Genomic DNA, 23360 nt, shown 5'->3' with positions numbered 1-23360 from the left:
GATAGATCATGCAGGGACGGCCAAAAGACTGTTACTTCTACGCTGAGGACGTGGAGAAGGGCTTCCGATTTGTCGCATGGAATCCGCCTCCCACGGAAGGGGACGAGTTGTGCCTTGGGACTGTCGGCTGCACAGAGCAGCAGCTTGTGCAGGACATCCTTGACGGGAAGTATGACCGCTTTTTTGAAAAGGCGGTGGGAGAGTGAGCAGAGAGAAGCTCCTGAAACGCGCGAAGGATTATGCCTCTCCAATGGGATTGCGCGTGTTCCCATGCCGCCCGAAGGAGAAGGCCCCGGCTACCGCTCACGGATGCAAGGACGCAACCACAGACTTGGAACAGATCGCAAAGTGGTGGGACTGCCCGTATAATATCGGAATCGCCACGGGAAACGGTATTGTGGTACTGGATGTGGACATAAACCACGATGCGGGAAAGTATGGGGATGAAACCCTTGCCGATTTGGAGGGGCAATACGGCCCGCTGCCTGAAACTTGGATGTGCCTGACCGGAGGCGGTGGAGTCCATTACTATTTCCAGTGTGATGACCCGGCTTTGACAGTGGGCGTAGAGTTTGCTCCCGGTTTGGATTATCGAGGAAATGGCGGCTATGTTATAGCGCCTCCCAGCGTCCATCAGAACGGGCGTACATACGAATGGGAGGCAGGCCACACACCTACTAACTGCGCCCTTGCTCCGCTCCCAGACTGGCTGCACAGGCTTATGCTTCAGGGCAAAACAAAGGACAAGCCAACCAACAGCGCCGCCCCGGAGAAGGTCACAGAGGGGAAACGCAACGATGAGATGTTCAGGCTCGCAGCATCTCTCCGGGCGAAAGGATTGACTGTGGAGGAGATCACCGCCGCCATGATGGAGGCTAACAAGAGCCGCTGCGACCCGCCGTTGAGTAAACAGGAGATTGAAACCATTTGCAAGAGCGTTGGGCGCTATAAGCAGGGAACGGCAGATATGCCACCGGAAAAGAAAAGTACCTTTGATTCACTTAACTTTTATACGATCCCCAGTCTGACGGAAGAAGAGCGGAGACCGCCGGAATTTATTGTTGACGGTATGATTCCGTGTGGACTGTCTTTCTTATCTGGGGCGCCTAAAATCCGCAAGACATTTTTGGGATTGCAACTTTCCTTTTCCGTTGCAGATGGTCGGCCATTTTTAGGGCGGAAAACAGTAAAATGCGACGTGGCCTATCTTGATTTGGAGGGCTCGAAGTCACGGGCGGCGTCAAGAGCGGAAAGAATGTCTACGGATATTCCCGAAAATGTCTTCATCACGAACAACATCAAAGAACGCCTTGCAGACGGGCTCGTGGATAAGCTGCGGGAACTCCATAGGGAAAACCCAAAAATCAGGATGATAGTTATTGATACATACAGCAGGGCGCGCGGAAATTTTAAGGCGGGGAGCTCCAATGCCTACGATGCAGAAATAATCCTCTTAGAACCTGTTCAGCGCATGGCAATAGAGGAAAAAATTGCAATTTTGTGTATCCATCACGACAAAAAAGGCGCAGGCTTTGCCTTGGATTCTTTTGAGCGTATGTCTGGCACAATGGGAATTTCCGGTTCTGCCGATTCAGTATTAAACCTTATTGCAGACGGGAAACGGTTTGACGGAAAGGCGATTCTGGAATACACCCCGAGAGACGCAAAGGGAGGCGAAATGAACCTTGTATTTGATGATCGGCTTGGAGAGTGGCAAGAGGTTGTAAACCTTCCAAAGGAAGATATCAGAGGGAACCCGATTTGTGATTGGATTATTCGTAATGTACCTGAAAAGAGAAGTGCGGGGATGTTCCTACCATATGAGGATGTTTTTAAATACGCTTATCACTGCCAAATCAAAAATTCTGGCGATGAGGTGCGTAAGCAGCTTGAATCTCGCCGTGATGAACTCTATTCGGGCTATGGTATCGGTATTCAGATGGGCGTTAAATCGAATGGGGACCGTGGAATTAGAATTATCAATTTACTATAGGGGGTGTCCCTTGTCCCTTCTGAAGGGGCGCTATCGGGGGAGAATAGTTCCGCCCCTCTCTATGAGAAAGACATGCAACGTCCCTCCTGAAGGGGCGAGGGACAGGGGGTGCCCATATATGAAAGGAGAAAAGCAAATGGACGAGAAAATTTTACAGATTATCCCCGCGCCTGATGATATGTGGATAAGGGTGGACGGCTACGGCGGTATATTCCACACACGCGTTATTGGCCTCGCATTAGTTGAACATGCAGACGGTTACAGGGATGTCCAGCTCATGGATATTACAACCGGTGACGGATGTATTGATCTAAGTGGCTCTGCCAAAATCGTATATAGTGACACCTGTCCAGACGATAGAAAGGAGGACTAAAATGAGCTACTACAGAAAATGCCCTGAGTGCGGAGCAGCACTTGATCCGGGCGAGAAGTGTGATTGTGAGCTTGAACCCCGAGGGAACCCCGAGAAAAACGCCCTTGAACCAAGAGGGAACAAAGAAAAAACCGCCCCTGATGGTGCAAACATCAAGGGCGGGCGCGAGGTGGAACAAACTGACTCTGCCTCCAATTATAACGGAAGATGAGGGAGGATGTCAAGTATGAGCAGGTTAGTACATAACCCCGGAGACAAGGACATGCTGTCAAGCATTGATTTGGCAGATACTTATGTGAATTCTCTGGAGCTGCGCCGCTGCCCATTTTGCGGGGAGGAGGCGGAAGTGTACGCTGGCAGTATGTGCGGACGTATCCGTGTTGTGGTGCTCTGTAGTAAATGCAAATGCTCCACACCAAGCGAGTTCACAGGCCATGAGCTGATCGGCGGAAAGGATATCATGGTCTACGATGCGATCAGCGCTGCCGCGGCCCGTTGGAATCGGAGGCAGTGAGCGAAGAAATCTCCAACATAAAAAAGAGGAAAGCAAGGGGGCTTTGCCCCCTGTTTTCTTTTCCGTAGATTGACATAATACTATAATTATTGTAAACTAAAGATGCGGGATGTGTGGTCGGGACACATGTCCCGGCAACAAATTAGCCGGACTCACGGCGTAAAACGGAGGTTTTTATGGACGACACCAATGTGAATACGCAGCCCAACAACGCAGCCACGGCGGAAACCAGTGGGCAGGGCGAGCGGACATTCACGCAAGACGATGTAAACCGCATTGTCTCCGACCGGCTGGCACGGGAGCGGGAGAAGCTCACCAAAGCAGAGCCAGACGAAAAAGAACAGGCTTTAAAGGCCCGTGAGGCCCGGCTTGACTGCCGGGAATATCTTAACGGCAAACAGTATCCGGCGGCACTGCTGGATATTTTGGATACGACTGATAAAGACCGGGTCTGCGGGATTGTGGATGCTCTTGCAAAAGAGTTTCCGCTAATGCTTGCGAAAGTCAGGGGCGCTGATACGCCCAAACCGCCGGTAATAATGAGCGAGTCTATTGACAGCAGGATTGCCGAAGCCTTTAAGCCTAAAATTTAAAATTTTAGGAGTGATTTATAATGTCTATCGCACTTGCAACCAAATTTGCACCCTATACCGATGAACAGTTTAGCACTGAGAGCAAGAAAGCCCTCCTGACTAACCACGACTTTGACTGGACCGGTGCGCATACAGTGAAGGCCTACAAGGTCACAACGTCCAAGATGAACGACTATGGCCGTTCCGGCCCTGCTGAGGGGAATTGGAGCCGTTACGGGGCCGTGTCCGCCCTGGACGCTACCACGGAGGAGTTCACCTTAAAGAAGGATCGGTCCTTCACGTTCGCGATTGATAAGCTGGATACCGATGAGACCGCCCGGCAGCTGGCCGCTGCTTCCGCTTTAGCTCGGCAGAACCGCGAAGTCGTGATCCCCGAAGTAGATACCTACACCTACGGCGTGATGTGTGAAAACGCAGGCCACAAACCCACTGCTCTGGCCCTGACCGCTTCAAACATCTATACAGAAATCCTAAATGGCTCCCTGGCTCTGGATGATTCCCAGGTCCCCGAAACCGGCCGCGTTCTGGTGGTGACACCGGCGATCTACACCATCATGAAGAAATGCAAGGACATCGTGATGGAAACTGACATCGGCAACGATCTGCGATTGAAGGGAGCAATTGGTATTCTGGACGGCATGACCGTGCAGAAGATTCCCGCTAACCGCCTTCCCGCTGATTTCGGATTTCTGATTGCACATCCTGTGGCGACAGTGGCCCCGGTGAAGCTGGAGGACTACACCATTCACGATAACCCGCCGGGCATCTCCGGTGCTCTGGTAGAAGGCCGCATTTGCTATGATGCATTCGTGCTTGAAAACAAGGCTAAGGCAATCTACTATCAGGCTGTGGCGGCAGAGTCCGCCGGTTAAGACACCACGGCAGGGGGCGTGTGGGCAGGAGTCCGCGCGTCCTCTGCGCTTTGAGGAGGCAGTATGAAAAACAGTTATATTTTTACAAGATCGGCATTAAGAGCCATTGCGCCGGAACTGTCGGCAGAACAGGAAAGCGCCGTGATTGAGCTGTATTTAACGGCTTCCTATCACTTCAAAAACCGAATGATTGAGCTTGAATCCGAGAACGAAGAATTGAAAGAGCGTGTCGCCCATCTGATTAAACGAATCTATGGCGAAGGGGATGCTTAAGATTGACCAATGAGGAACTGGCGGTGAGGATACAGCAGGGTGAGCAGGACTGTATAGCGGCCTTGTGGGACGGTGTAGAGCGCTTTGTCTCCATGCAGGCCGGGAAGCGGTTCCGCGCTCTGGGCGGCTGCGGAGGCGTAACGGAGGAAGACCTCTACCAATCCGGCTTTCTTGCCATGATGAGCGCTGCAAGCAGCTATAACCCGTCAAAAGGCATGTCCTTCATTGGGTGGCTGGACATAGCCTTGAAAACCTCATTTGCAGAGGCCGCAGGGCATCTCAGCACAAGGCGCGATGCGCTTGACTACTCTATGGGCCTTGATGAGCCAATACACGGGGCTGACGGCCTCACCATTGCAGACAGCATAGAGGACCCATGCGACGGCTTTGAGGACGCAGAGGACCGGATATGGCGTGAGCAGCTGCACGCAGAGCTTGAGAAGAGCCTGTGCGCACTTCCTGAAGAGCAGGCGGACACACTGCGCCGCCGCTTCTATCAGGGGAAAACGCTTGCGGAGATTGGCGCGGAATACGGCCTCACTCCATACCAGGCGCGGAGCCTGGAGGAAAAAGCGCTGCGGACAATGCGCAGGCCGGAGATACGGAGGAGGCTTGAGGCATTTATTGATGAGAACACGCCCTATTATTTGAAGGTTGGCACAGCCCGCTTCCATTCCACCCATACTTCCGCAACTGAGCAGATCGTCCTCATTCGTGAGCGCCTTGCCACGCATTGAAACAGGACTGCCCATAACCGGACAGTCCTTATTTCCTATCATAGCGTCACCCTGCGCTCTCCTCGTCGGAATACTGTTCAACGGATTCCAAGTCACTGAGTAATTTTTTTTGATCCACATCGCAGTTGAACATGAATTTGAGCAATACCGGCGTAGAACATAAGGAGTGTCCGTGCTCCAATTCGACGTATGATCTGACATCAATCCCCAACAGCTCGGACATCTTCTCTTGTGAAATCTGCATGGTTCTTCTTGTCGTTTTGAAATGGTCGGACAAAATTTGACGCATTCTCTCTCTATAAGCGTTCATAAGTGTCTCCCTCACATGTAGTTTTTTCTTTCTATCTACATGTTATGTGCGGGAGGAGACCGCCCGGAAGGACTCCGGCGGCTCAGCATGACGCGCACCTATAGAACGTCGCACATATGATAGATTGCGTGTCTCCGCAACCAGAAAGCACCTGATTTCGTATGAAATCAGGTGCTTTTTTTGCATGCTCCTGAGAGAAAATAGACTGGGCCACAGGTTCCGCCATTCATGCTCCGGCGGCGAAACCGTTCCGCCAAGCTCTTTTTTAGCGCCAACTGAGACAAGCTGCACTTTGCCCGGGATATGGTGCACCGGATCATCGCGTCCCACGGGACTTTGCGGGTGCGGCCGCTGCCGTTGACTGGGGGGTGTGGCTGTGATATATTCAAAAAGTCCAATGCATGTCCGAACGCGGCGGCTGCCCGTGCCGCACCCGGTCTCCAAGAGCAGGAGGACGACGCCTCCGGAGGGCAAAATCGTCGACAAGGAGGAGTACCATGCTGAAGTTTGAGGACTACGCGATGTCCAATGTGGATGTGCTCCAGGTGGTGGACCGCAACTATCGCATTGTGTTCAATTCCCGATTTGAGAGCGCCTTCGGCACCGTGGAGCCGGGGTATCACCCGGAGGACTATCTGGGCCGTAATTTTTTTGAGGTTTACCCCGGCATCTCCAGAAACCACAGCTCTATCGTAAGGACCATGTCCACCGGAAAGGTCACCGTCCGCCGCCGCCAGCGGTACACCGACTATAAAGGCCGGAGCTTTCTCAGCGACAATGTGACCATTCCCATCATGTCCCGCGGAAAGATTCTGGGTGTCTTTGAGCTGAACAAGGACATCACCACCATCAAGGACCTGGAGGCACAGGGCGATCCCGACGACCAGAACCCGGAGCAGATCACCTTCGACTCGATCCTCACCCAGAACGCCGTCATGCGGGAGAATATCCACCGGGCCAAAATGTTTGCCACCAACAAGGCCCCCATCTTCATCTATGGCGAAACCGGGACAGGCAAGGAGCTCTTTGCCCAGGCGATCATCCACGCCTGCAATGTGCCCTACTCCAAGGTGGTGGCCCATAACTGTGCGTCCGTCCCCGAAGCGCTGATGGAGTCCGCCCTGTTCGGAAGCGTGAAGGGGGCCTACACCGGGGCGGAGAACCGCAAGGGCCTGTTCGAGGCCGCCAACGGCGGGATCCTCTTTCTGGATGAGTTCAACTCCATGCCGTACAGCGTCCAGGGCAAGCTGCTCCGGGTGCTGCAGGACGGCAGCTTCCGCCCCTTGGGCTCCAACACGGAGAAAAAGGTGGATGTGAAGGTGATCGCCGCCATGAACGAAGACCCCATGGAGGCCATCCGCCAGAAAAAGCTGCGCAGCGACCTGTTCTACCGTCTGGGGGCCAACATGATCAAGCTGATCCCGCTGCGGGAGCGGGGGGAGGACATCCAGTGGTTCACTTCCTACTATATCCAGCAGTTCAGCCAGCTGTATCATAAAAATGTGACCGGGCTTACCGCGGAGCTTCAGGACCTCTTTCTCCAGTACAGCTGGAACGGCAACATACGAGAGATGAAAAATGTGATCGACAGCATGGTGAATATCTGCGATGGAGATACCCTGAGCACCGACCATCTGCCCATCTATCTCTATGATATCCTTCAGGACTACCGGGTACGAAAGGTCTGGCAGGAGGACCTGGATCAGCTTGTGTCCCGCCGGATCGAGGTACCCCGGGCCGCTGTGTCCCCGGCCCCTGCGCCGCTGCCGGATCTGACAGACGGCGCAGAGGAGTGCCTGGACCTGAACCTGGCGCTGAAGCGGACCGAGAGGGAGTTGATCGGCCGTGCTCTTCAGCTGGCCAAGGGGAACAAGACCGCCGCCGCCGCGCTGCTCCGCATCCCCCGGCAGACACTGAATTACAAGCTCTCTCAGCTTAAGGAAGTCCCTGAACTCTGACGACGAATATTGGTCGGTTTTCTTTCGTGCGACAAAAAGCTGTCACCATTTTCCAATTAAAGTGACAGCTTTTTGTCGCACGATATTTTTTTGCACAATTTTACTCTGTTTAAACGGGAATAAATTTAGCAATATGCACAACGTTGGAGGGCTCGTTTTTGGCACACAAGTTGCTTATATAATTTTTGTCTGCAGTCATCCGGGAGTGCACGCCCGGTCACGGCACATGGCCCCACAGGAGGGAAGACGTTCTCGCCTGGTGGAGGAGTCGAAAAAGAAGGGTGTTTTTATATGGAACTACATATGAGGAATATTGCAATCCGGGACATCGCCTTTGCCGAACGTTCTGAGATTCGGGATCATGTCCTGTATCTCCGGACAGAGGAAATGAAGGAAGAGGTCATGAAGGATACCCGCGTGAAGGATGTGGTGTTCCACATCGCCCGCCCGGGAGAGTCCGTCCGGATCGTCCCCGTGAAGGATGTGATCGAGCCCCGGGCCAAGGTGGGGGGCGGTACCTTTTCCGGTGTCACCACTGACGAGCCCCAGGAACTGGGCAGCGGTATCACCTACGCCCTGAAGGGCTGCGCCGTGGTGTCCACCGGACCCATTGTGGGGTTTCAGGAGGGCCTGATCGACATGAGCGGCCCCGCCGCCGACTATACCATTTTCTCCAAGCTCAACAATGTGGTGATGGAGCTGACCAAGCGGGACGGCATCTCTCCCCACGAGCATGAGGAGGTGGTCCGGCTGGCCGGGATCCGGTTGGCGGAGCACATTGGCAGGCTGGCCCTGGACTACGCCGACTATACCGAGGAGGTCTACACCTGGGGGCCCGTCGGCGAGCGGTATGCCCAGCACCCCTCTCTGCCTAAGGTGGTCTATGTGGATCAGATCATGAGCCAGGGTCTGCTCCATGACACCTATTACTATGGGCGGGACTCCAAGCTGATGCTGCCCATGATGCTCTCGCCGCTGGAGCTTTTGGACGACGCGCTGATCAGCGGCAACTGCGTCTCCCCCGGCTCGAAGACCACCACCTATCACCACCAGAACAACGCCGTGGTCCAGGCCTGCTTTGCCAAGCATGGGACAGAGCTGAATTTCATGGGCGTGGTGGTCAACCCCCTGATGGTGACCCTGAAGGAAAAGCTGCGCAACTGTATGCTGACCACCAAATACGCCAGGGAGCTGGGCGCCGAGGGCGTGGTCGTTTCTCAGGAGGGATTCGGCAATCCCACCACCGATCTGATGCTTGTGGCCAGGAATATGGAGCACAGCGGGATCAAGGCGGTCATCATCACCAACGAGGACGCCGGCCTGGATGGGATGAGCGAGTCCCTGCCCGACAGCGTCAAAGAGGCGGACGCCATCATTTCCACCGGCAACAGCAACGCCACGCTGCTGCTGCCTAAAATGGATAAGGTAATCGGCGAGCTGACCGCGATCGAACACGTGACCGGCGGCAACTCCGAGTCCATCCAGCCCGACGGCAGTCTTGTGGTGGAGATTCACGGAATCATCGGCAGCCATAACCTGCAGGGCAATACCCATCTAAGCGCCATTACGATCTGAGGAGGTGGAGATATGTACAACATCGTTTATTATACCAACCAGTTCTTTGCCAACATTGGCGGCGAGGACATGGCATATCAGAAGCCCTTCTGGAAAGAGGAACTCTGCGGCGCGGCGATCGGCCTGCAGCCCCGGCTGAAGGACGCCCGGCTGGAGGGAATCGTGGTCTGCGGAGACAACTACTACGCCGAAAACGGCGATCAGGTCAAGGCATTTGTCCGCCAGCAGCTGGAGGGGCGGCAGGTGGACCTGTTCATCGCCGGTCCCGCCTTCAACGCCGGCCGCTTCGGCATGGCCTGCGGCGACATCTGCCAGTATGTGCAAAAGGAGCTGGGCATCAAGGCGTTCTCCGCCATGTATTGGGAAAACCCTGCTGTGGAGATCTATAAGCGGGAACTCTACATTCTGGAGGTGGAGAAGTCCGCCGCCGGTATGCGAAAAGCCGTCCCCCTGATGGCCGACTTCGCCAACAAGCTGCTCAGCGGCCAGCCCATCGGCCTGCCCAACGAGGAGGGGTATTTCGCCAGCGGAAAGCGCGTCAATCTTTTCCGGGAGCGGAACGGCGCCGAGCGGGCCGTGGATATGCTTCTGAAAAAGCTCAGCGGCGCGCCCTTTGAGACGGAGGTCCCTATCTCCATCTATGAAAAGGTGAAGCCCGCGGCCCCCGTCCCCGACCTGAGCAAGGCCAAGATCGCTCTGGTCACCAGCGGCGGCATCGTCCCTGTGGGGAATCCGGACCGGCTTCCCGCCTCCACCTCCAAGTTCTATAAAAAGTACGACATCTCCAAAATAGACCGGCTGGAGCCCGGGAAGTTCTTCTCTGTCCACGCCGGCTATGATCCCGTCTATGCCAACGAGGATCCCAACCGGGTGGCCCCTGTGGACGCGCTGAAGGAGCTGGAGCGCCGGGGGGAGATCGGCTCTCTCTACCCATATTACTTCGTGACCACCGGCAACTCCACCTCGGTCACATCCGCCACTTCCATGGGCCGCGACATTGCCCAGGAGCTTCTTGAGGCCAATGTGAACGCCGTCATCCTCACCAGCACCTGAGGGACCTGCACGCGTTGCGGAGCAACGCTTGTCAAGCAGATCGAGAAGGCCGGGATTCCCGCCGTCCATGTGTGCACCATCACTCCCATCTCCCACACCGTCGGCGCCGCCCGCATCTTTGGCGCCTTTGCCATCCCCTACCCCGTGGGCGACCCCTCTCTCTCCAAGGAGAAAGAAGCGAACTTCCGGCTGGACCTGGTGCGGCGGGCCATGTCGCTGCTCACACAGCCGTGACCGCCTGTTATGTGTTAAGGAGGAGAAAGTATGCAACATCTATTTCAAATGGTAAATGACGCGTTCGCGTTCATCGTCCCTATCACCGACACGCTGTGGAGCTTTCCCACCAATTTGGAGTGGTATAGCAGCATCCCCATCCTGGGCGACTTCTCCCTGGCGATTCTTCTTTTGATCGGCCTGGGCCTGTATCTGACCATCGACAACCGGTTTATCCAGATCCGCCACTTCAAGCGCGGTCTGAAGGTTCTGTTCAGCAAGAAAAAGACAAAGGACGGCCTCAGCCCCATGACCGCTTTCCTGCTCAGCTCCGCCATGCGCGTGGGGCCGGGCAACATCGTGGGCGTCACCGGCGCCATCACCATCGGCGGCCCCGGCGCCCTGTTCTGGATGTGGCTCTCCGCCTTCCTGGGCATGGCCACCGCCTATGTGGAGTCCACCTTGGCCCAGATCTTCAAGGAGAAAAAGGATGACCAGTTTGTGGGCGGCATGGCCTTTTATGGCAAGAAAGCCCTGGGCAACCACCGCTCCGTCCTTGTGGTCATCTCGGTGCTGTTAGTGCTCTACGCCGTCCTGTGCCAGCCTGTTCAGGTGTTCTACATCTTCACCTCGGTCTCCTCCATGGCTGAGGCCATGTTCCACGTGCAGTACGGTCGCGACTCCGTGCTGTACTATGTGGTGGCCGCAGTGGTCATCATAGGATCCTTCTTCATCATCTTCGGCGGCATCAAGCGCGTCACCAAGATCACCGACGTGCTGGTCCCCGTCATGGGCTGCATCTATATGCTGCTGGTGGTGATCATCGCCCTGTGCAACATCCACCACTTCCCCCAGTTCGTCTCCTCCGTGGTCGTGGGCGCGTTCAAGCCCGACGCTATCTTCGGCGGATTGTTCGGCGTGGCTCTGGTCCAGGGCATGAAGCGCGGCCTGATGTCCAACGAGGCCGGCATGGGCACCGTCACCATGTTCGCCGCCACTTCCGAGAACGAGCACCCCTGTGAGCAGGGCGCCGTCCAGTCCATCGGCGTGTTTCTTGACACCATCATCATCTGCACCATGACCGGTTTCGTGGTGGTGCTTGCCCAGCTGTGGACCGGCGAGGCCGGCGTGGATTGGAACACCATCAAGATTTCCGGCATCGGTACCTTCCTGGAGTCCATCACCTATCTCTTCCCCGGGACCTTCTTAGACGATGCCATCCGCTTCGTGGTAGCGTTCAGCTATGGCCTGTTCTCCTACACCACCCTGATCGGCCAGGTCTCTCTGGCTGAGATTTCCGCCAACGGCATCCGCAAGGACCGCAGATTTATCAACGCCATCCGTCTGGCCAGCACACTGTTTGCCATCCCCTTCGGCACACTGGCCGTTCTGGCCGGCCTGGAGTTAGGCAACATCTGGTATCTGTCCGACTTCCTGAACATCGCTGTGGTCTATATCAACATCCCCCTGCTCATCGTGGGCTATAAGTACGCTCGCCGTGCGATCCGCCACTTTGAAAAGAGCGGCGGCGGTGAGTTCACCTCCGAGACCATCGGCATGGAGGCGGAGTATTGGGATCAGCGCGCCAGGGAGCTGAAGCAGAGCAAATAAGCTCCGCCGTCAAAAGGCCGTGTCCCGGCTCTGAACCCTGTCCCCTGCCGGAGGAGGAGTCCGCGGATATATCCCGCGTACGGGAGCCGGGGAGGCAGTCCGGGAGACGCCATATTTTTGAGAATGATGAGGTAGATACGTTATGATCATTTCTGTTTTGAAGGAGATCAAAAAGGATGAAGGGCGGGTCGCCGCCTCTCCCAGCGCGGTCAGGGAGCTCTGCGCCCACGGCCACACCGTCCTGATAGAGCGGAACGCGGGACTGCTCAGCGGTTTTTCCAATGAACAGTATGCCGCCGCCGGCGCGGAGATAGTGGATGTCAAAGAGGCCTATGAGCGGGCGGACATGGTCTATAAGGTCAAGGAGATACTCCCGAAGGAGTACCCCTATATGCGCAGGGGCCTGATCGTTTTCACCTATATCCACTCCAACGGCTCCCGGGAGCAGACCGATGTCTGTCTGGAGGCCGGCGTCACCGGCATCGCCTATGAGGATGTGATCGACCGGGCCGGAAAGTTCCCCATGCTGCGCCCCATGAGTGAGATCGCGGGCAAGGGCGGGTTCCTGGCCGCCTGTGAATACGCCAAGAGCACCAACGGCGGACGGGGACGTCTCTACGCGAAGATAGACGGGCTCTCCGCTCCAAGAGTCACCATCATCGGCGCCGGCTGCGTTGGAATCGGCGCGGCGGAGCTGGCCGCCGGCTGCGGCAACATGGTTTCGCTGGTGGACGTGGACTATTACAGCCTGGAGCACGCCAAGATGAAGCTGGGTCCCAATGTGGAGTTCGTCCAGTCCAACCAGGAGAACATCGAGCGGCTGGTGAAGCAGACCGACCTTCTGATCAACTGCATTCTGTGGCCCAAGTGGCGTACCGACCACCTGGTCTCCCGGGAGCTGGTCCGGCAGATGAAGGATGACGCCATGATCGTGGATGTGGCCTGCGATGAGGGCGGCGCGATCGAGACCTGCCGCTGCACCTATCACTCCGACCCCACCTATACTGAGGAGGGCGTGCTCCACTACTGCGTGGGCAACATCCCCGGGGCCTATCCCAGGGATGCCTCCGTGGCGCTGTGCAACTCCACTCTGCCCTATGCCCTGGCCATTGCGGATAAGGGCGTGGTCCGGGCGTTGAGTGAGGACGCGGGTCTGCGGCGCGGGCTGTGCTTCTATCAGGGGCAGCTCACACTGGAAGAAACCGGGCGTAAGCAGGACCGCCCCTATATCTCTCCTGAGAGGGCACTGGGGCTGGAATAACTCTCTCACCGGTCCCATGAGTCATACACACACGCCAAAAACCGCTCCGTTCGGAGCGGTTTTTGGCGTGTTTCTTCAGATTTACCCAAAGGGTTTTCATATGATGGGTATCCGGTCCTTGGAAGGATCGTTGAGCCAATGTCAGCGCCTGCTATGAACAGCCGCCCGACGGGCGGAGGAGGTGTTCCTTGCTGAGATTTAAATAGATAGTCCCAACTGCTCAGCCTGTTCCAACTGCTCCGGGTGATTGTAAATATCTCCTGTTTCCATATTTCCGCCCGCATAGACAATGCCTGAGTTGTTCCAGCCCAAATGAGACACCAGTCCTTCATAAAATGCCTTTACAGGTGCGAAATTACTTTCTGTATCGCCCTCCGCCGCCATCAGCAGAACACAATCTTTTTTGGGATTTTCATAATGAGGATCAATTTCCGCCACCGCAAATAAACGGTCAAAAGCACATTTCAGCTGTCCGCTGATTCCCCAATAGTACATGGGCGAGGCAAGAACCACAGCATCCGCAGCCTGATATGCGGGATAAATTTTCTCCATATCATCCTTTTGAACACAGGGGCTGTCCGGATTTTTTCCGCCTTTGGTACAACCCAGACAGCCATGGATGTTCATTTTCTGCAAATCAAAACAGATGGTCTCGTTCCCTGCGGCCTCAGCACCTTTCATGAAAGCTTGAATCAGTGCCTTTGTGTTTCCGTTTGCCCTGGGGCTTCCATTTAAAATAACAAATTTTTTTGCCATATCAGTACACCTCCCTGTTTTTATGATATAATTGTAGCACACATAAAGTAAAAACAAAGTACGCACATTAAAGTTAGATACTATCTGAAAGGAGAGTATCCTATTGGATAAAGAATCCTGTATGTCCGTTGGAACCCCGATTGATAAAACGGACTTTGGCTATACGCTATCGCTCATAGGTGGAAAATACAAAATGATCATTTTGTATTGGTTATCGGAATGTGAAGTGATCCGATACAATGAATTGAAAAGAAAAATAGGGACAATTTCCCATAAGACCCTCAGCCTCACTTTAAAAGAACTGGAAAGGGATCAGCTCATTGTACGGACGGAATATCCACAGATTCCGCCCAAAGTGGAATACAGCCTTTCGCAAAGAGGAAAAACGCTGATTCCGGTTTTGGACTGTATGTGCCAGTGGGGCGGAAACAACAGAATGGTCGGGCTGCCTTTGACTGGGGAATAGCGGGGGACCCTTTTGGGGAACCTCGTCTTTTCTGCGGAGCACAGGTGTGCTATAGTATCCTGTGGCCGGTGCGCTGGCTGAAAGGAGCGGGAAGAGATGATTTTGATCGCCTGCGTGGATGACAACAACGGCATGCTGTTCCATGCCCGGCGGCAGAGCCGGGACCGCATGCTGCGGGCGCGTATTCTCCGGCGCTGTGCCGGAAGACGGCTTTGGATGAACGCGTATTCCCAAGGTCAGTTTCCGGCCGGGGCGGAGATCACGGTACATGAGGACTGCTTGTCCCTTGCGGGGGAAGGCGAGTTCTGCTTTGTGGAGGATCAGGATGTTCGGCCCGTTGCGGACCGGGTGGAGCAGGTAATCCTCTATCGGTGGAATCGGGTCTACCCCGCGGATGTTTTTTTCAGCCTCTCTCTGGACGGCTGGAACCTGACCTGCAGGGAGGAGTTTGCAGGCTCCTCCCACCAGCGGATCACAGAGGAGGTCTATGTGCGATGAAACAAAAGCTGCTGCCTGTTTTTCTGGCGCTGCTGGTATTGGCCGGCTGCGCCCCGCAGCCCCGGGAACTGTCGTTTTCCCTGGGGGACATCCCGGAGTTTTCCGGTGAGCCCTATGTGCTCCTCAACGACAACGAGCCGGAGTTTACGGCGGAGGAGATCACCTCCGACTCCTTTGAAACCTACGGCGAATTAGACGCGCTGGGCCGGTGCGGCCCGGCGTTTGCCTGCGTCGGGGCGGACCTGATGCCCACGGAGGAGAGGGGCAGCATCGGCTCCGTGAAGCCCAGCGGCTGGCAGACGGTGAAGTACGACTGCGTGGACGGCAAGTACCTCTACAACCGCTGTCACCTGATCGGCTATCAGCTGACAGGGGAAAATGCCAATGAGCAAAATCTCATTACCGGCACCCGCTATATGAACGTGGACGGCATGCTGCCCTTTGAAAACCTGGTGGCCGACTACGTGAAGGAGACGGAGCACCATGTCCTCTACCGGGTCACTCCGATTTTTGAGGGTGAAGACCTGGTGGCCCGCGGCGTCCAGATGGAGGGCTGGTCTGTGGAGGACTCCGGCGACGGCGTCTGCTTCAACGTCTATGTCTACAACTGCCAGCCGGGAGTGGACATCGACTATGCCACCGGAGAAAGCTGCCCTGAAGAGCAGGGTGGCGGCGGGGCGGCCGATGTATCCTACATCCTGAACACCAGCTCCCATAAGTTCCACAACCCGGACTGCTCCGGCGTGTCCTCCATGAACAAGAGCAACAAGCAGACCTATACAGGCAGCCGGGAGGCGCTGATAGCCCAGGGGTACACGCCCTGCGGCCAGTGCAACCCGTAAGACAGAGAAAAGGGACGGCTCAGCCGTCCCTTTTTGTGGTTCAGGAGTCTGCGGGCGGATCGGAAGGTTCCCTCCGGTCAAAATGGTGAAGCCAGTCGGCCTTTAAAAAGTAGATGGCAAGGACGATGCAGCTGAGACTCCAGGTGAGAGGGTAGCCCCAGAAGACAAAGCGGATGTCGTTGAAGAAACGGAGGATCAAAGTGACGTAGCTCACCCGGACCACACACCAGCACACCACCATCACGCCCATGGGGACCACCGCCAGCCCCGCGCCCCGCAGCGTGCCGGAGACGCTGTGGGAAAAGGCCAGCAGAAAGTAGAAGGGCGCCATGGTCCTGGCCTGGGCCACGCCCACGGCCACCACCGCCGGATCGCTGTTGAAAAGGGCAATGAGCCATGGGGATAAAAAGTAGATGAGCACACCGATGAGCTCCGACAAAAGCATGCTGGCCGCCATGCCGAACCGGGCGCCCCGCCTGGCCCGGTCATATTGACGGGCGCCTAAGTTCTGGCTGATAAAGGTGGTCATGGCCATGGCAAAGATGGTGACCGGCAGAAAGGCAAAGCCCTCGATCTTCATGTAGGACCCGCAGCCGGCCATGGCGTCCTCCCCAAAGGAGTTGATGTGGGACTGCATCACCGTGTTGGCCAGGGCGATGATGGAGCTCTGCAGCCCGGAGGGCAGCCCCGTCTGCAGAATCTCCCGGAGCATGGGCCGGTCCAGACGGATGTTCCGGGGAATCAGGCGGTGAGGTCTCTCTGCCCGCAGCAGGTGCCGCAGCCCCAAAAGGGCGCTGAGTCCCTGGGCGATGACGGTGGCGGCCCCCGCCCCGGCCACGCCCCAGTTGAGGCCTGCCACAAACAGCAGGTCCAAAACGGCGTTGAGCACTGCGGCGGTGATCAGAAAGTACAGGGGATGGCGGCTGTCCCCCACGGCCTGGAGGATGCCGTTGACCGTGTTGTACAGCGCGATGAACAGCACACCCGAGAAGTACATGCGAAAGTACAAAATGGAGTTGGGCAGCACGTTTTCCGGCGTGCCCATCAGCCGTAAGAGAAACGGGGTGAGTCCAACGCCGCAGACGGTCAGCACCACGCCTGAAATCAGCGCAAAGGCCACGGTGGTGTGGACGGCCGTGCTGACCTGCTCCATGGCCCCGGCGCCATAATAACGGGCAATGACCACGCCCGCGCCGATGAAAATGCCGGAGATCAACCCTACCAGCAGCAGAATCAGGTGGGAAGAGGAGCTGACCGCCGCCAGCGCGGCCTTGCCGGTGAAATTGCCAACCACCAGCGAGTCCACCACATTGTAGAGCTGCTGAAAGAGGTTGCCCAGCAGGATGGGAAACGCAAAGGTGAGCACCCGTTTCCAGATGGGCCCCTCTGTCATCAGCACGGCGCCATGTCCGGCCATTTCATCCCCTCCCCTCTCTGCTGTCCGTTCAACACGGACGTTTTGCTCCCTATAGTCTACTACAGCTTTCGCGCGGAAGCAAGGAGGGGGGCTGTTTGTAACAATGGACTAAAAGTATGCGGTGGATTTAACCGGAATGGCGATTGCAAAGGAGAAGAAAAGAAGCTATGATGGAAATAAGGTAAATTCTCCCTGGCCGCAGGGACTTTTTGAGGCGCCCATGAAACGAATCAAACTCAGGCCGCCCTTTCCGGAGCGGCTGACCGCGCTGTATCTGGGGCTGATGGCCCTGGTGTACCCGCTGTGGGTCACCGGGGACTACCAGACCATTTCCGCACAGAAATTTCGGTGTTTTCTGTTTTTAACCGGCGGATATGTCCTGGCCATGGCCGTGCTGGGGATAGAGATGTCCCTTTTGGGCCAGGCGCGCTGCCCTAAGCCGCGTCAGGTGTGGAAAGGCGCCTCGGCGCCACAAAGGCTGATCGTGCTTTTCTGGCTGCTGAGCGCGCTATCCACGCTCCTCTCCCCCTGGCGGAGCGAGGCGCTGTGGGGCATGTCAAGGAACGAGGGCTTTGTCACGCTCTCTCTACTGCGCGTCTTTCCTGCTGGTGTCCGTATTTGGCCGGGCCAGGATGTGGATGCTCTGTCTGTTGGGCGCGTCCATGAGCATCCTCTCCGTTGTCGGGCTGATTCAGCTCACCGGGGCCAATCCCTTCGGGCTCTATCCCGGCGGCTACAGCTATTTTGACGCCGGAAAGGCCTATTCCGGCCAGTACCTGACCACCATTGGAAATGCGGACCTGCTGGCGGCGCTCCTGTGCGCGGTGCTCCCTGCCTTTGCGCTGGCGCTTTTCCGGGGCCGGGAGAGAAAGCGGTTTCTTTTAACGGTCCCGCTGGTGCTGTGCGCCGTGCTTGCGGTGCGGATGCGGGTGGCGGCCGGATATGTGGCGCTGATAGGAGCTGCGCTGATCCTGCCGCCGGTGCTGTGCCGGGAGAAACGGGGCCGGCTGGCCCTGCTCTCCTGTGCCTTGGTATGTGTGGGCCTGGCGGCGGTGTATACTGCGGGAGACGCCCTGGGCGCCACGGCGGGGGAGCTTTCGGCCCTGCTCCACGGCCGTGTGGAGGACAGCTTCGGCTCCGGACGGATCTATATCTGGAAAGAGGTTTTGGCCATTGTGCCGGAGCGCCTGTGGTTCGGCGGCGGGCCGGACACCCTGTCTGTCCGGGTGGGGGGCTACTTTGAGCGCTATGACCCGGCCCTGGCGCTGGTTCTGCTGCTGTCACTGCTGCCAATGCCCGTGTCGGCAAAGGGGAACGACGCGCCGGAGGAGAGTTTTTCCCAGTCGGAGCGAGCCTATGATGCCGCCGGAGAGACACTGAATGTGGGCGGTGAAACCGTAGGCCCTGGGGAGAGGGCTTCGGGTATCGGCTGGAGCTATAACGGCACCACCGGGCTGACGCTGGAGAGCGCCTATACCGGGGAGCCCATCTCCGCAACGCTGACCCACCTCACCATCCAGGCGGCGGGAGAGGTGTCCGTAGCGGGCATCTTCAGCACCGGCCGGGTGGATTTCAACCTCACCGATCCGGCCTACAGCCTGAGCGTCACCGGCGCGGAGGGGCAGAGCGCCGTCACGGCAAATATGCTGGTCTTTGGAAGCGCTCCCAAGGGAATCCTCCGCCTCCGGAGCGGCGGGGCGGGCATTCCCGCCCTGAATTGTGCCGCGCTCATGCTGCCAACGGCCGAGGGCTATGATGAACAGAGTACAAACGTGGTTCTGCGGGCCGGAACATCCGATGATACAGCCCGAGTGGTGACGGAATACAGCGGCCAGGAGTATGTTTACTGGGAGCTGACAGAGTGCGAGGTGCTGTTCCTCTCCGACGGCCGCGTGGCGGCGCGGCAGAACCTGCCTCTGAGCCAGGCGGCGGATATCCGCATGATCGGTGCGCCGGAAAAAAGCGGAGGGATATTCCTTGGCTGGAGCAACGGGGCAAAGGTCTACCAGCCGGGGCAGACCGCCTCGGTCAGGCTCTCCTACACCAAGGAGATATTTTAGGCGGTCTGGGCGGAGCGGCCGGAGACCGGCGTGATCTACCACGGCAGCGGAGGTACGGTCACGGCTGCGGGAGCCGGCAAGGTGGCGGTCGCCGCCGCGTCCGCCGCGCCCGGATCGGACGCGGACCTGACAAGCCAGGGCTTTTCCTCCGGCTATTACAGCTTTGAGGGCTGAAGCCTGACGCCGGGCGGCCCCCGCTGGAATCGTTTACCGTGCCGGAGGGCGCTGCGGCGGATTTGTATGCCGTGTGGAAAAGCAATTACACCATCTCCGGCACCAGTGCCGGGAAAAAGGTATCCATTGTCCCCGGAGTGGTCTGCCTGGGGGATACGGCCATCGACGCCTCCCTCTCTCCCTATCAGGACAGCTCCGGGGCGGGCTGGTCGGGCAAGGCCGCCGATCTGACGCTGACAGCGGAGTACACCGGCGCGCCTATTGAGACGGCCTGCGACCTGAATCTGCACATCAGCGGTGAGGTCTATATCGACGGCACGTCCGGCGCGGCTGTCCGGGCGGGCGGCGCGCTGTATCTTGATTTTGCGCCCGGCGCCTCCTTAACGGTCGTCGGTTCCGCCGGCGCGCCGGCCATTGCGGCGGAGAATCTGTGGGTATCCATGCCCGGCGCCCTGCGGGCCTTGGGCGGCAGCGGCGCGAAGGCGCTGGAGGTGACGGGGGCGATGGACCTCTCCAACGCGGGCGCGGATAAGAGCGGATATCAAAACCGGTTATACAGCGGCGGCGCGTCCATCGCATCCTATGGAGGAGAGCGGGAGATAGAGATTCGCCGTCCGGCGGCGGAGTTTACCTTCCATTTTGAGGACGGCGCCACGGCGGACCAGACCCTCTCAACGGAATACGACGGCAGCGCGCTGCTCAGCGCGCCGGAGCCGGCGCGGGAGGGCCACGCCTTCCTGGGCTGGAGCACGGACGAGAACGGACTCAGCGGGACCTATTACACAAACGGCGGCGCCGCGCCCGATTTTGCCGGAAGCCGGGACCTGTACGCCATCTGGGGCGACGACTTTGGCGGCAGCTTTGTGATATTGGACGGCCGGGGCAAAAGCGTCACCGGCGATGGGCGGGGAGCCTGCACCGCGGCCATAGAGGACGGCGGCGCGCTGCTTCCGGAGGCGGCGGACTGGACGGATCAGGCAGAGTATGCCCTGCCTTCTTCCGGTGTGGTGACAGACCTCCTCTGGGGCGGGCAGCGGCATGCCCTTTCATCCGGACAGAGGCTCTATGCCGTATGGGGCACTGAGCCGTATTATACCTTCCATGGCAATGGGGGGACCTCCGCCTCCGGCGGTACGATGGTAAAGGCATCCTCTCCCGACAAGATGGCGGGTAGTGTTTTTGCAAAGGCGGGCCAGACCTTAGGCTGGTGGACGGAGTTCCCCGACGGCACCGGCCGGGCCTACGCCCCCGGATCCGCCTATGAAAGAACCCTGAAGACCTACTATACCCATTGGGTGGACCGCCGGGCCGTCTGCTGCGGCAGCGGCGGCACACTGAGCGGCGGCGCTGTGGCCAGGGAGACCGACTCCCTTCCCGCCGACGCATACGGCTTTACCCGTCCGGGCTATCAATTCCAGGGGTGGGCACTGGACCGGAGCGGCAGCGCCGTCACCCGGGCGGAGTTTGACGCGGCCCTCTCCGCCGGCGGCCCCGTGTATCTGTACGCGCTGTGGAGCGCTGTTACGGTGCATCTTCACAACGCCACCAACTGCTCGGAGCTGAAGCCCAACGCCGACGGCACCTATACCCTGCCCTACGGCCGCTCCCGCTCCTTCTACACCGACGCCTTTGACGGCTGGAACACAAAGGCTGACGGCTCCGGCACCTGGTATCCCTACGGCGCGGTCATCGACCCGGCGCGGGAGAGCGCCGCAGAGTTTTACGCCTTTTTCGTGGACTCCACCCAGCCCTCCGTCTGGATGACGGCGGGCAGGGGCGGCTTTGACGGCAAGACCTTCCTCACGGTGTCCGAAACGCTGCCCGCAGGATTCACCCTTCCCGGCCAGGTGGGAGACCGACAGATCTTAGCCTGGTGGTTCGGCAGCTTTTATACCGACGGCGGATTTTCCCCCAGGCCTGCCGTGGCGCCGGGAGACCTGGTGGAGGACTGGACGCTGCGCACCTGTTTCCGGGCGGTGGACGATGGGGAAAACACCGACGCCCACGCCAGGACGGTGCAGGATCTCAACGGCGGCGTCACCGCCGACGGCTTCCGGCTGATGGTGTCTTACGCCTCCCTTGGTGATCTGCGCCTTGCGGGCGGCGATATGGTCTTCCGGGAGGGCTATACCCTCAAGGAGTGGAATACCAGCGCCGACGGCACCGGAGAGTCCTACCTCCCGGGCGCAAGAATCTATAAATACGCGGGCCTTTCCAAGGCGCCGCGCCAGGTGTTCGCCATCTGGGAACCCACCTCCGCGCCCTTTGCCACTGTCACCACTGTGGTGGAGGGACGGCGGGTGCAGACCCCGGTGGCCCTGGGCGCAAAGATGACGCTGCCCACCCCGGAACGAAACGACGACCTGGGTTTTGTGGGGTGGAACACAGACAAGAAATGGAGACGGACGCTACGCGGACAGGTCTACCGCGGCGGCGATGCGCCGGCAGGCTTCCGGGTCAAAGACATCGCTGAGGCCGGCCTCCTTCAGAGCGTCGGTAAAATACCATTTGGAGCAGTCCATGGCCTCTACCGTGAGATAGGCGTTCAGCGCCTCATCCGGATCGCTCAGAAGCATGGTGTAAAGCTCCAGGGCGGAAATGGCGGAGACGGCGTAGCTGATGTAGTAAAAGGGGTAGAGGAAGTTGTGCTCCAGATACATCCAGCCGTTGGGCGCGCTGGCGTAGCCGTAGGCCTGGCAGACCTGGGCGTAGAGTTCACTGACCCGCTCCTGGCTCAGCGCCTCCTCCGCGTAGACGCGCTGTAAAAACTCATCGAACAGCGCGCCGTCCACCACGCTGTAAAAGAGGTTCAAAAGCGCCTCCCGGCGGATAGCCGCGCCCTCCACGCCGCCGAAGAGCTCCTCGTACCGGGGAAGGAGCAGCGCCTCCATCCCCTGGGACTGGAGCTCGCCCAAGTCGTTGTCGTCCATGCCGAACAGCAGGTCGCAGCCCGTCAGGTAGTAGTTGGTGAAGTGGCCGAACTCGTGGATGAACTGGGTGTAGTCGTAGTAGGTGGAGGAGGGGGCGTTGAACAAGAAGGGCACGTCATAGGCAAAGAGATAGGTGGTGTAGCCGGTGTCGGCCTTGGCGGCGCTGGGGGCGATGTCATAGAGGCCGTTGGAGCGCAGAAAAGACAGGGATTCGCTTAACTCTCCGGAAAGACCGCTGAGGCAGCGCTCCACGCCGTCCAGGATAGCATCGGGGCCGCAGTCGATGCGGTCGGTGGAGAAGAGGGACTCCGTCTGCTCATAGATGTCCTGGGCATGGCTGTCTGCGTCCGGCGCAAAGTACTCCCGGGCGGAGTGCCAGAGGATCTGGCTGTCCGCGGGGGTATAGCTGCGCACGTAGAGGGACGCATAGGCGTAGTCGGCATAGGAGTCGCAGCCCGCCTGGGCGGCGATCTCCCGGCGCAGCTCAACCAGCTCAAGGAAGACCTGGGCCACCGCCTCCTCGTCCACAGGCTCCGCCGCCATCAGGGAGCGGTAGCGCTGGCACAGCGCGTCCTCCCGGGCATAGAGCGCTTCTTCTGCGCTTGGCGCATCATAGGAGATGAACCACTGAATCTGCTGAGCAGTATAGTGCTCCTTCAGGAGCTTTCCATGTCCGGTCACTGACAAAGCGTGCATGGCCTCCCAATAGCCCTCATTCAGATCCCGGTACAGCTGAGAGGAGTAGAGGCTCTCCTCCGCCGCCCGCTGGTCGGTGGGGTCTGAGGCGCACTGGAGGTCAATGAGCTCACGCATGGTGGCCACGGTGTGGAGGTAGTCCACAAGGGCATCGTCGTCACGGTTGAAAGCCTCCTGGGTTCCAC

At 58.2% G+C, this 23360-nt stretch carries 23 protein-coding genes; 21 read left to right on the top strand and 2 right to left on the bottom strand.

The window, feature by feature from the left end:
- The first annotated feature begins 8 nt into the window (after positions 1–8).
- From KQI82_RS01895 to KQI82_RS01830, 14 genes are all read left to right on the top strand, one after another.
- Positions 9–206: a hypothetical protein gene (locus KQI82_RS01895; RefSeq protein WP_216557935.1), complete on the top strand. Its 198-nt coding sequence runs from the start codon at positions 9–11 to the stop codon at positions 204–206.
- A complete protein-coding gene (locus tag KQI82_RS01890; protein ID WP_216557934.1) occupies positions 203–1993 on the top strand; it encodes a bifunctional DNA primase/polymerase in 1791 nt (596 codons plus the stop codon). Before KQI82_RS01895 ends, KQI82_RS01890 begins: the two co-directional genes overlap by 4 nt.
- Before the next feature lie 136 nt (positions 1994–2129).
- Complete coding sequence (locus KQI82_RS01885; protein ID WP_216557931.1) at positions 2130–2366, top strand: hypothetical protein; 237 nt, start codon at positions 2130–2132, stop codon at positions 2364–2366.
- Position 2367: 1 nt separating this feature from the next.
- A complete protein-coding gene (locus tag KQI82_RS01880; protein WP_216557929.1) occupies positions 2368–2577 on the top strand; it encodes a hypothetical protein in 210 nt (69 codons plus the stop codon).
- A gap of 15 nt (positions 2578–2592) precedes the next feature.
- Entirely contained in the window at positions 2593–2880 is a 288-nt protein-coding gene (locus tag KQI82_RS01875; RefSeq protein WP_216557927.1) for a hypothetical protein, read from the top strand.
- A 176-nt stretch (positions 2881–3056) separates the two neighbouring features.
- Positions 3057–3473: a hypothetical protein gene (locus KQI82_RS01870; protein ID WP_216557924.1), complete on the top strand. Its 417-nt coding sequence runs from the start codon at positions 3057–3059 to the stop codon at positions 3471–3473.
- A 134-nt stretch (positions 3474–3607) separates the two neighbouring features.
- The gene (locus tag KQI82_RS01865) at positions 3608–4345 is read left to right on the top strand and encodes a hypothetical protein (protein WP_338148931.1); all 738 of its coding nucleotides are present in this window, start codon (positions 3608–3610) and stop codon (positions 4343–4345) included.
- A gap of 63 nt (positions 4346–4408) precedes the next feature.
- Positions 4409–4618 carry a hypothetical protein gene (locus KQI82_RS01860; RefSeq protein ID WP_216557918.1) on the top strand — a complete coding sequence of 70 codons (210 nt, stop codon included), beginning with the start codon at positions 4409–4411 and terminating at the stop codon, positions 4616–4618.
- A 2-nt stretch (positions 4619–4620) separates the two neighbouring features.
- Complete coding sequence (locus KQI82_RS01855) at positions 4621–5355, top strand: sigma-70 family RNA polymerase sigma factor (RefSeq protein ID WP_216557915.1); 735 nt, start codon at positions 4621–4623, stop codon at positions 5353–5355.
- An 807-nt stretch (positions 5356–6162) separates the two neighbouring features.
- Positions 6163–7623, top strand: a complete 1461-nt coding sequence (locus tag KQI82_RS01850; RefSeq protein WP_216557912.1) for a sigma-54 interaction domain-containing protein — start codon at positions 6163–6165, stop codon at positions 7621–7623.
- Positions 7624–7926: 303 nt separating this feature from the next.
- Positions 7927–9198 (top strand): glycine/sarcosine/betaine reductase component B subunit, encoded by a 1272-nt coding sequence (locus KQI82_RS01845; RefSeq protein WP_216557909.1) that lies wholly within the window; start codon positions 7927–7929, stop codon positions 9196–9198.
- A 12-nt stretch (positions 9199–9210) separates the two neighbouring features.
- A complete protein-coding gene (locus KQI82_RS01840; protein WP_216557906.1) occupies positions 9211–10485 on the top strand; it encodes a glycine/betaine/sarcosine/D-proline family reductase selenoprotein B in 1275 nt (424 codons plus the stop codon).
- Between the two features lie 30 nt (positions 10486–10515).
- Positions 10516–12075, top strand: a complete 1560-nt coding sequence (locus KQI82_RS01835; protein WP_216557903.1) for an alanine/glycine:cation symporter family protein — start codon at positions 10516–10518, stop codon at positions 12073–12075.
- A 142-nt stretch (positions 12076–12217) separates the two neighbouring features.
- The gene (locus tag KQI82_RS01830) at positions 12218–13336 is read left to right on the top strand and encodes an alanine dehydrogenase (protein ID WP_216557900.1); all 1119 of its coding nucleotides are present in this window, start codon (positions 12218–12220) and stop codon (positions 13334–13336) included.
- Between the two features lie 198 nt (positions 13337–13534).
- Here the strand turns inward: KQI82_RS01830 and KQI82_RS01825 are convergent, their stop codons facing one another.
- Entirely contained in the window at positions 13535–14092 is a 558-nt protein-coding gene (locus KQI82_RS01825) for a flavodoxin family protein (RefSeq protein WP_216557897.1), read from the bottom strand.
- A 121-nt stretch (positions 14093–14213) separates the two neighbouring features.
- Here KQI82_RS01825 and KQI82_RS01820 point away from each other — a divergent pair, with 121 nt between their 5' ends.
- From KQI82_RS01820 to KQI82_RS01810, 3 genes are all read left to right on the top strand, one after another.
- Positions 14214–14558 (top strand): winged helix-turn-helix transcriptional regulator, encoded by a 345-nt coding sequence (locus KQI82_RS01820; protein ID WP_216633590.1) that lies wholly within the window; start codon positions 14214–14216, stop codon positions 14556–14558.
- Positions 14559–14654: 96 nt separating this feature from the next.
- The gene (locus KQI82_RS01815; protein ID WP_216557894.1) at positions 14655–15056 is read left to right on the top strand and encodes a ribonuclease Z; all 402 of its coding nucleotides are present in this window, start codon (positions 14655–14657) and stop codon (positions 15054–15056) included.
- Positions 15053–15898 carry a DNA/RNA non-specific endonuclease gene (locus tag KQI82_RS01810; RefSeq protein WP_216557892.1) on the top strand — a complete coding sequence of 282 codons (846 nt, stop codon included), beginning with the start codon at positions 15053–15055 and terminating at the stop codon, positions 15896–15898. The genes KQI82_RS01815 and KQI82_RS01810 overlap by 4 nt, the downstream gene beginning before the upstream one ends.
- A gap of 40 nt (positions 15899–15938) precedes the next feature.
- Here the strand turns inward: KQI82_RS01810 and KQI82_RS01805 are convergent, their stop codons facing one another.
- The gene (locus KQI82_RS01805; protein WP_241426587.1) at positions 15939–17315 is read right to left on the bottom strand and encodes an MATE family efflux transporter; all 1377 of its coding nucleotides are present in this window, start codon (positions 17313–17315) and stop codon (positions 15939–15941) included.
- Between the two features lie 220 nt (positions 17316–17535).
- Here KQI82_RS01805 and KQI82_RS01800 point away from each other — a divergent pair, with 220 nt between their 5' ends.
- The 4 genes from KQI82_RS01800 to KQI82_RS15840 all read left to right on the top strand — a co-directional run bounded on the left by KQI82_RS01800 (position 17536) and on the right by KQI82_RS15840 (position 22314).
- The gene (locus KQI82_RS01800) at positions 17536–18063 is read left to right on the top strand and encodes a hypothetical protein (RefSeq protein WP_216557889.1); all 528 of its coding nucleotides are present in this window, start codon (positions 17536–17538) and stop codon (positions 18061–18063) included.
- A complete protein-coding gene (locus KQI82_RS01795; RefSeq protein WP_216557886.1) occupies positions 17954–19375 on the top strand; it encodes an O-antigen ligase family protein in 1422 nt (473 codons plus the stop codon). Before KQI82_RS01800 ends, KQI82_RS01795 begins: the two co-directional genes overlap by 110 nt.
- 30 nt (positions 19376–19405) lie before the next feature.
- The gene (locus KQI82_RS01790; protein WP_216557883.1) at positions 19406–19549 is read left to right on the top strand and encodes a hypothetical protein; all 144 of its coding nucleotides are present in this window, start codon (positions 19406–19408) and stop codon (positions 19547–19549) included.
- 71 nt (positions 19550–19620) lie between these two features.
- Positions 19621–22314 (top strand): InlB B-repeat-containing protein, encoded by a 2694-nt coding sequence (locus KQI82_RS15840; protein WP_216557880.1) that lies wholly within the window; start codon positions 19621–19623, stop codon positions 22312–22314.
- Positions 22315–23360: the final 1046 nt, after the last annotated feature.

Origin of the sequence: Dysosmobacter acutus (assembly GCF_018919205.1) — a bacterium.
Taxonomy (GTDB): domain Bacteria; phylum Bacillota; class Clostridia; order Oscillospirales; family Oscillospiraceae; genus Oscillibacter; species Oscillibacter acutus.
Note: the sequence above shows the minus strand (reverse complement) of the source record. Positions and strands in the feature narration are given on the sequence as shown.

Coding starts and splice junctions, on each gene's coding strand:
- KQI82_RS01895 (WP_216557935.1), top strand. CDS start 9: ATGCAGGGACGGCCAAAAGACTGTTACTTCTACGCTGAGGACGTGGAG.
- KQI82_RS01885 (WP_216557931.1), top strand. CDS start 2,130: ATGGACGAGAAAATTTTACAGATTATCCCCGCGCCTGATGATATGTGG.
- KQI82_RS01880 (WP_216557929.1), top strand. CDS start 2,368: ATGAGCTACTACAGAAAATGCCCTGAGTGCGGAGCAGCACTTGATCCG.
- KQI82_RS01875 (WP_216557927.1), top strand. CDS start 2,593: ATGAGCAGGTTAGTACATAACCCCGGAGACAAGGACATGCTGTCAAGC.
- KQI82_RS01870 (WP_216557924.1), top strand. CDS start 3,057: ATGGACGACACCAATGTGAATACGCAGCCCAACAACGCAGCCACGGCG.
- KQI82_RS01860 (WP_216557918.1), top strand. CDS start 4,409: ATGAAAAACAGTTATATTTTTACAAGATCGGCATTAAGAGCCATTGCG.
- KQI82_RS01850 (WP_216557912.1), top strand. CDS start 6,163: ATGCTGAAGTTTGAGGACTACGCGATGTCCAATGTGGATGTGCTCCAG.
- KQI82_RS01845 (WP_216557909.1), top strand. CDS start 7,927: ATGAGGAATATTGCAATCCGGGACATCGCCTTTGCCGAACGTTCTGAG.
- KQI82_RS01835 (WP_216557903.1), top strand. CDS start 10,516: ATGCAACATCTATTTCAAATGGTAAATGACGCGTTCGCGTTCATCGTC.
- KQI82_RS01830 (WP_216557900.1), top strand. CDS start 12,218: ATGATCATTTCTGTTTTGAAGGAGATCAAAAAGGATGAAGGGCGGGTC.
- KQI82_RS01825 (WP_216557897.1), bottom strand. CDS start 14,092: ATGGCAAAAAAATTTGTTATTTTAAATGGAAGCCCCAGGGCAAACGGA.
- KQI82_RS01820 (WP_216633590.1), top strand. CDS start 14,214: ATGTCCGTTGGAACCCCGATTGATAAAACGGACTTTGGCTATACGCTA.
- KQI82_RS01815 (WP_216557894.1), top strand. CDS start 14,655: ATGATTTTGATCGCCTGCGTGGATGACAACAACGGCATGCTGTTCCAT.
- KQI82_RS01810 (WP_216557892.1), top strand. CDS start 15,053: ATGAAACAAAAGCTGCTGCCTGTTTTTCTGGCGCTGCTGGTATTGGCC.
- KQI82_RS01805 (WP_241426587.1), bottom strand. CDS start 17,315: ATGGCCGGACATGGCGCCGTGCTGATGACAGAGGGGCCCATCTGGAAA.
- KQI82_RS01800 (WP_216557889.1), top strand. CDS start 17,536: ATGAAACGAATCAAACTCAGGCCGCCCTTTCCGGAGCGGCTGACCGCG.
- KQI82_RS01795 (WP_216557886.1), top strand. CDS start 17,954: ATGCTCTGTCTGTTGGGCGCGTCCATGAGCATCCTCTCCGTTGTCGGG.